Raw genomic sequence first — 6,069 nt, forward strand, 5'->3', positions numbered from 1 at the left:
GTCGACGGTGGGTGACGGGGTGTCGGCGGGGGGTGCGGATCGTGGGGGGTGGGGGTCCGGGGTCGGGTGGCGCGCACCACAGCCCTCACCCGACGCCCGGCGGGCCGCTACCCACGGTGACGATGTCGGCCCCGCAACGGCGGGCCGCCCGGTCCCGCGCCGGTACCCCGGTCAGTTCGCGGCGTTCCGGACGTCATCCGCCGGCGCCGCCCCCGGGCTCCGGCCGGCCCGCCGCAGCCGCGACCCGGAGCAGCTGGCGGAGCGGCGCCCCGAACGCGGCTGGGAGCGGATCGACGACCGACGGGCGCCGGCCCACCCCCGTGGGACCGGCGCCCGCCGCGTCGTCAGCCCGCCGGCCGGCCGGCGGAGCGCCGCAGGTGTTCGGCGAGGGCGAGGAAGACGAAGAAGTTCGGGATCGTGCTCACGGCGGCGTGGGTCAGGGCCCGCCACCGGCCGGCGACCCTGAGCTTGACGAAGCCGTCGAAGACCTTGATCTCCTGGATCTCCTGCCACTGCGCGGACTCGCGGGCCGAGCCGACGGCGTCCACGGTCAGCCAGAGCCGGCCGAACTCCAGTCGCCCGCCCGAGTCCAGGGCGGCGACCGCCCCGGGGAGCTGGGCCCGGGTGACGGCCTGCTGGAGCGCCGGCCCCCACTCCCGCGGATTGCTGAATCTGCCCTTCTCGGCGACCTCGCCCGCCCCGTCCGCCCGGCCGCGCAGCACGACCTTCGCGCCGTCCACGTCGGTGAGCGTGTACTCGTAGGACGTGTAGCCGCCGACGCCGGTGTGCCGGACGGTGTTCTGGAGGACGGACGTGCTCTCGTAGCGGACGGCGTGGACCCGGCCCTTCACCACGGCGGTGAGACCGCGCTCGTGGAGGTCGAGCCGGACGCCCTGGTTCTTCGCCGTCGTGGACCGTTCCTTCCAGATGCCCAGCGGGACCAGCAGCAGCAGTCCGAGCGGGATGACCGCCAGCGCCGCCGCCTCGGTGAGCGAGAGCACCAGCGCCAGCCCCCCGAAGACCGCCGCCCCGGTCACCGCGCAGCCGAGCGAACCCGCCTGCGACCGGGTGCCCGGGTAGACCGCCACCCGGTCACCCAGCCGGTTGCGGACCGCCGCCTCGTCGATCAGCGTCAGAAGCTCGCTCCGGCCGTCCGCGAGGCCGTCCTGTCCGGTCATGCGCTGTCCTCTGCCTCGTGGTCGGGGTGTTCGTCGCGTCCGTGGGTTCGCGGTCACCGGTGGGCCCGCCCCGGCGGTGCGGGCCCACCGGTCGGCCGGGGCTCAGCCCGCCCGGTCGAAGGCGGCCTGGAGCCGGGGGACGTAGTCGGCGAGCGCCGGCGCCCAGCAGCCGTAGTTGTGGCCGCCGTCGCAGGTGGGCGACAGGGTCGAGCCGTCGCCGTAGTCGACGTAGCGGTTGGCGATGCCGAGCTGGTTCAGCCGGGTCCGTACGGTGTCGGTGGCGATCGCCGTGAAGTGGTCGATGGGCCCCTGGTCGCCGGTGTAGAGGGTGATGTCGGTGGCGGCCAGCTTGGCCAGGTTGGCGCCCGCGGCCGGGTTGACCTCGTTCCAGACGTGGTCGGCGCCGAAGACCGGGTAGGGCGAGCCGAAGATCGCGTCGCTGTCGACGTAGGGCCCGTAGCCGACGCACTGGCCGCTGCCGGAGGTGCTCACGGCGCACCACGCGCCCGGGAGGTTGAGCTCGGTGGCCAGGACCGTGGCGCGGATCTCGGTCATGCCGAGGTCGATGCCGCCGGACAGCGAGGCGACGTGGCCGAACAGGTCGGGCCGGAACTCGGCGTAGCGCAGCGCGCCGTAGCCGCCCATCGACAGGCCGACGACGGCCCGGTGCGACCGGTCGCCGAGAGTGCGCAGGTTGGCGTCGATGAAGGGGACGACCTGGCTGGTGTGGAAGGTCTGCCAGTTGGCCGCGCCGAGCACGGTGTTCTGCATGACCCAGTCGGCGTACCAGCCCTTGAGGCCGCCGTCCGGCACGACGGTGATCATCGCGTCGGAGTGCAGGGCGGGCGCGGCCGCGACGTCGTCCACGGTGCCGGCCCCGCCGTGCAGGAAGTACGTCACCGGCCAGCGCCGGCCGGGGTCGGCGGCGTAGCCCCGGGGGAGGAGGATCCGGATCTTGTGCGTGCCGGAGAGCTGACCGGTGGTCACGGTCAGCGTGAAGTCGGTGTCCGAGCGCACGTCGGGGGCGCCGACCTGGGTCAGGCCGAACCCGTCGGTGAAGGTCGGCGGGGCCGGGTCGGCCGCGTGCGCGGGCGCACCGACGAGCAGCGCGGACACGGCCATCGCCGCGGCGACGACGGCCGCCCTGGCGTGCCGGCGCCAGGCGGGCGGGAAGGAGGTCATCGAAGGTCCTCTCGGGGTGGGTGCAGGGGGAGCGGGCCCCGCGGCCGGGCGACGGACGGGGGCGGGGCGCGGTGCTACAGCGCGCAGTAGGCGTCGACCGTCGCCTTGCCGGTGTCCTGCTGGCCCTTCGTCCCGGCGAGCAGGTGGAACTCGTTGTTGGCGCGCGCGACCTGCTTGGCGCCGTCGTCGCTGGTGTACCAGTCGCTGAAGTAGCCCAGTACGGCGCCGTTGTGGCTCCAGGCCCACTGGCCGCACGGCAACTGCACGTGGATGATGCCCAGGCCGTAGCCCACGGTGCCGTCGGCGGTCACCGGGACGGTGGTCTTGAGCTCGGCCTCCTGCGCGGGTGCCAGGAGCCGGCCGGTGACCAGGGCCCGGGAGAAGGCCGTCAGGTCGTCCAGGGTCGACACGATCGCCCCGGCGGGCCCGAAGGTCTGGACGTCGGAGCCGGTGACGTCCCTGATGCCGATGCCGATCACCGGGTACTCGTAGCCGTGCAGGTGGTTGCCGGAGATGGTCGGATCGCTGGTCGGGAAGGTCGTGTCGGCAAGGCCGAGCGGTTCGATGATCCGCTGCCGGATCTCGGCGGCGGCGTCGTTGCCGGTGACGGCCTTGATCACCATGGCGGCCAGGACGTAGTTGGTGTTGGAGTAGCTCCACTGCCCGCCCGGCGTGCCGGTGGGCCGGTGCTGGGCGAGGCCGAGGTTCACCAGGGTCTGCGCCGGCCAGGCCTTGGTGGGCTCGGTGTTCAGCGCGTAGGACAGCGCGAACCCGGTGTCCTTGGCGTAGTCGGGCAGGCCGGAGGTGTGGTTCAGCAACTGGCGGACCGTGATCGTGCTGCCGTCGTAGCCGTTCGCGGCGACCGCGCCGGGCAGCCACTTCGCGACGGTGTCGTCGAGGGACAGCCGCTGCTCGCCCTCCAGCTGGAGCAGCACGGTGGCGGTGAACGCCTTGGTGTTGCTGCCGATCCGGAACCTGGCCTTCGGATCGGCGGGCACCCTGGTGGACAGGTCGCCGACGCCCGCGTGCACGTACTGGGTGGTGTCGCCCTGGCGGACCAGGCCGATCACGCCGGGGTATCCGTCGGCGACCCCCTGCTGAGCGCCGGCCTGGAGGAGGCCGGCGGCGGTCGGGGTGTCGGCGTGCGCCGGCCCGGCACCGGCGAGGGCGGCGAGCGCCAGCGCCGCGCCGGCGGCGATCAGACGTAGGGGTTTCATCGGACTCCTCGGGCTGCGGGGGGTCATGGCGGCGCGCGGTGCTCGCGACCGGTCCGGTCGGCCCGGACCGTCGGCGCGGCGCCGACCTGGTACCCGTGATCCTGCGGGCCGGCCGCCCCGCCGGACAGGCCATCGCACCGGCCACATGTGACCGGCCCCGCTCCGGCCCGCGGACGCCCGCCCCCGGCCTGCGGATTCGCGCGCCCCACCCGGACGGCGCCGGCGGGCCGGGCGCCGGCGGTCACGGCGTACCGGCCGGTGCGGGCGGGAAGGTGGCCGGTGCGTACTTGCCGTGCTGCTGGCGGAAGGTGCGGCCGAGGTGGTGCTGGAGCCGCTCGTGCCGGAACTGGTAGACCGCGCCGGTCTGGCGCAGCACGCCGCGCTGGTAGGCGTCGTCCAGGAACGCGACCGGGCGCCAGGGCAGCCGGCCGGTCAGCGGCAGCCAGACCCGGGCCAGCACCAGCCACTGGCCCCAGGCGGTGAAGGCGAGCAGATAGGCGGCCGTCCCGCCGATCCCGCCGACCGCCCCGATGAACAGGCCGTCCGCCAGCCCCCAGTTCAGCGGACCCAGGACGCCCTGGAACAGGTCGACGACCAGCCGCCCGCCGCCGGCGATGGTGAGGGTGAGGGCCGGCGCCAGGACGAGGAACTGCCGGGCCACCGTGGCGCGGTTGGCGCTGAGCAGGCTGACCGGGGTGGCCGAGGAGGTGACGTCCACCGGCGCCTCCAGCGCGGCCGAGAGCCCGAAGAGCAGGCCGGCCGCCGACCCGAAGGTCAGCCCGAGGCAGAGCATGTTGATCAGGGTGCCTTCGAGGACGTCCGGGTCGGTCAGCGGGGAGCCCGCGTACAGCGCGCGCTCCAGCGCGAGCGCGCAGGCGCAGCCGACGCCCATCAGGGACCCGCCGAGCAGACCGTCCCCGAACCGGGCGAGGAAGGTGCGGACCGGCCGCCGGCCGAGGCTGTCATGGGTGCCGGGCAGCCGCAGCCGCACCCGGGACGGCTCGAAGACCTCCCCGCCGCCGAAGGTGATCAGGATCGCGTACACCGACCCGAAGGCGAGCCCGGCCACCGGCCCCATCAGGCTGCCCTGCAGCAGCACCTCGCCGGCCCCGGTGCCGAAGCCGATGCCGAGCAGGCTGACGAACAGTCCGACGAACCAGTCGGCGAGGGCGACGCTCAGGGAGGTGGCCACGACCACGGCCAGGACCCGGGTCGAGCGCGGCAGCGTGTCGCCGAGCTGCCACCAGGCGAGGTCCTGCCGGTCGTGGTCGAGCCGGACCAGGTGGTGCGCGAGGTGGCCGAGCCAGTGCTGGGCGCGACCGGTGTCCCAGTCCGCCGGCCGGTCCGGCCGGCCGGTGGCGTCCCGCTCCGGGGCGCGGCGGCGGTACACCGCGGGGACGAAGCCCGCCAGCAGGTGCTCCTCCAGGGACTTCGCGGTGGGGAAGCGGGCGGTGTCGAGCAGCTCGGCGGGGTCGCGGCCGGGTGTCTCGCTGTAGGCGGTGCGCGCCAGGATCACCATGAGCGGCGTGGTCAGCACCGCGGCGAGGGCGGCGCCCGCCCCGCTCTCCCCGGCGCGCAGCTCGTCGAGCACGGTGTCCCACAGCGACCCGTCCGCGCTCCCGTCCGCGCTCCCGTCCGCGCTCCCGTCGGTGGCGGCGTCGCCGCGGCCGACCGACCGGGCCGTCCGGGGCAGGTAGTGGCCGAGGTCGTCGAGGGTGAGGTCGGCGAGCGTGATGCCGGCCGCCCAGAGCAGCGGCGCGTGAGCCTCCTGGACGGCCTCGGCGAACTCGTCGTGCCGGCTGGTGAGGACGAGCGGCAGGGTGGTGGCGTTGAGGGCGTCGAGGGCCTCCCGCCGCAGGCCCTCCGCGATCTCGTCGAACCCGTCGAGGACGGGGAGGACGAGGTCGGCGTCGACCAGCGCGGCGGCCAGCGTCGACCCGTGCGGGCCCCGGCGGGCCAGGTGCGGGTGGTCGCGCAGCAGCCGCCCGACCAGCCAGTCCCGCAGGGCGGTGGTGGTCGGGTCCCAGGAGCCGAGACTGAAGATGACCGGGACCCGGCCGGCGGCGCCCGGGGCCTCCAACTGGTCCAGGACGAACCTGATCGTGAGGATCGACTTGCCCGAGCCGGCCCGGCCGAGGATCACCAGCCGCCCGGAGGAGATCCGCCGGTAGACCTCCGCCACGCTCCGCAGGTCACCGCTGAGGTCCATCGGGCGGGGGGCGGCCCCCGGGCCGAGCCGCTGGATGTTCTCCGAACGGTCGGTCAGCCCGGCCGGGGCCCGCTGCCACCGGACCGGGAGCGGGAACGGGTCGTGGACCCGGCGCTGCGCCTCCTCGCGGCGCCAGCGGCGTCTGACCTCGCCGGCCAGCTCCTGCGCGGCGTCGGCCAGCGCGCCGGGCACCGGGCGGGGCGCGGGCGGCGCGGGGGTCTCGGGTGGCGCCGACGGGCCGGGGGCCGGGGTTTCGGCGGCCGGGCCGCCGGGTGGAGCGGGC

The 6,069-nt window shown here is 75.3% G+C and carries 4 protein-coding genes; all 4 read right to left on the minus strand.

The genetic code is table 11. The features are described 5' to 3' along the window. Positions 1-344: 344 nt before the first annotated feature. Positions 345-1,178 (minus strand): DUF6585 family protein, encoded by an 834-nt coding sequence (locus tag ACFWA9_RS37700; protein WP_380393830.1) that lies wholly within the window; start codon positions 1,176-1,178, stop codon positions 345-347. Positions 1,179-1,280: 102 nt separating this feature from the next. After that, entirely contained in the window at positions 1,281-2,360 is a 1,080-nt protein-coding gene (locus ACFWA9_RS37705; protein WP_380393832.1) for an alpha/beta hydrolase, read from the minus strand. A gap of 74 nt (positions 2,361-2,434) precedes the next feature. Further along, positions 2,435-3,577, minus strand: coding sequence for a serine hydrolase domain-containing protein (locus tag ACFWA9_RS37710; protein WP_380393834.1), 1,143 nt, complete (start codon positions 3,575-3,577; stop codon positions 2,435-2,437). A gap of 241 nt (positions 3,578-3,818) precedes the next feature. Next, positions 3,819-6,069: XRE family transcriptional regulator (locus ACFWA9_RS37715; protein WP_380393836.1), on the minus strand; the 2,251-nt coding region annotated here is incomplete at its 5' end.

It is taken from the genome of Kitasatospora sp. NPDC059973 (assembly GCF_042737525.1).
GTDB lineage: Bacteria > Actinomycetota > Actinomycetes > Streptomycetales > Streptomycetaceae > Kitasatospora.

Bases quoted from the DNA above. Each gene is read 5' to 3' on its own strand.
- ACFWA9_RS37700 (WP_380393830.1), bottom strand. From the start codon at position 1,178: ATGACCGGACAGGACGGCCTCGCGGACGGCCGGAGCGAGCTTCTGACG.
- ACFWA9_RS37705 (WP_380393832.1), bottom strand. From the start codon at position 2,360: ATGACCTCCTTCCCGCCCGCCTGGCGCCGGCACGCCAGGGCGGCCGTC.
- ACFWA9_RS37710 (WP_380393834.1), bottom strand. From the start codon at position 3,577: ATGAAACCCCTACGTCTGATCGCCGCCGGCGCGGCGCTGGCGCTCGCC.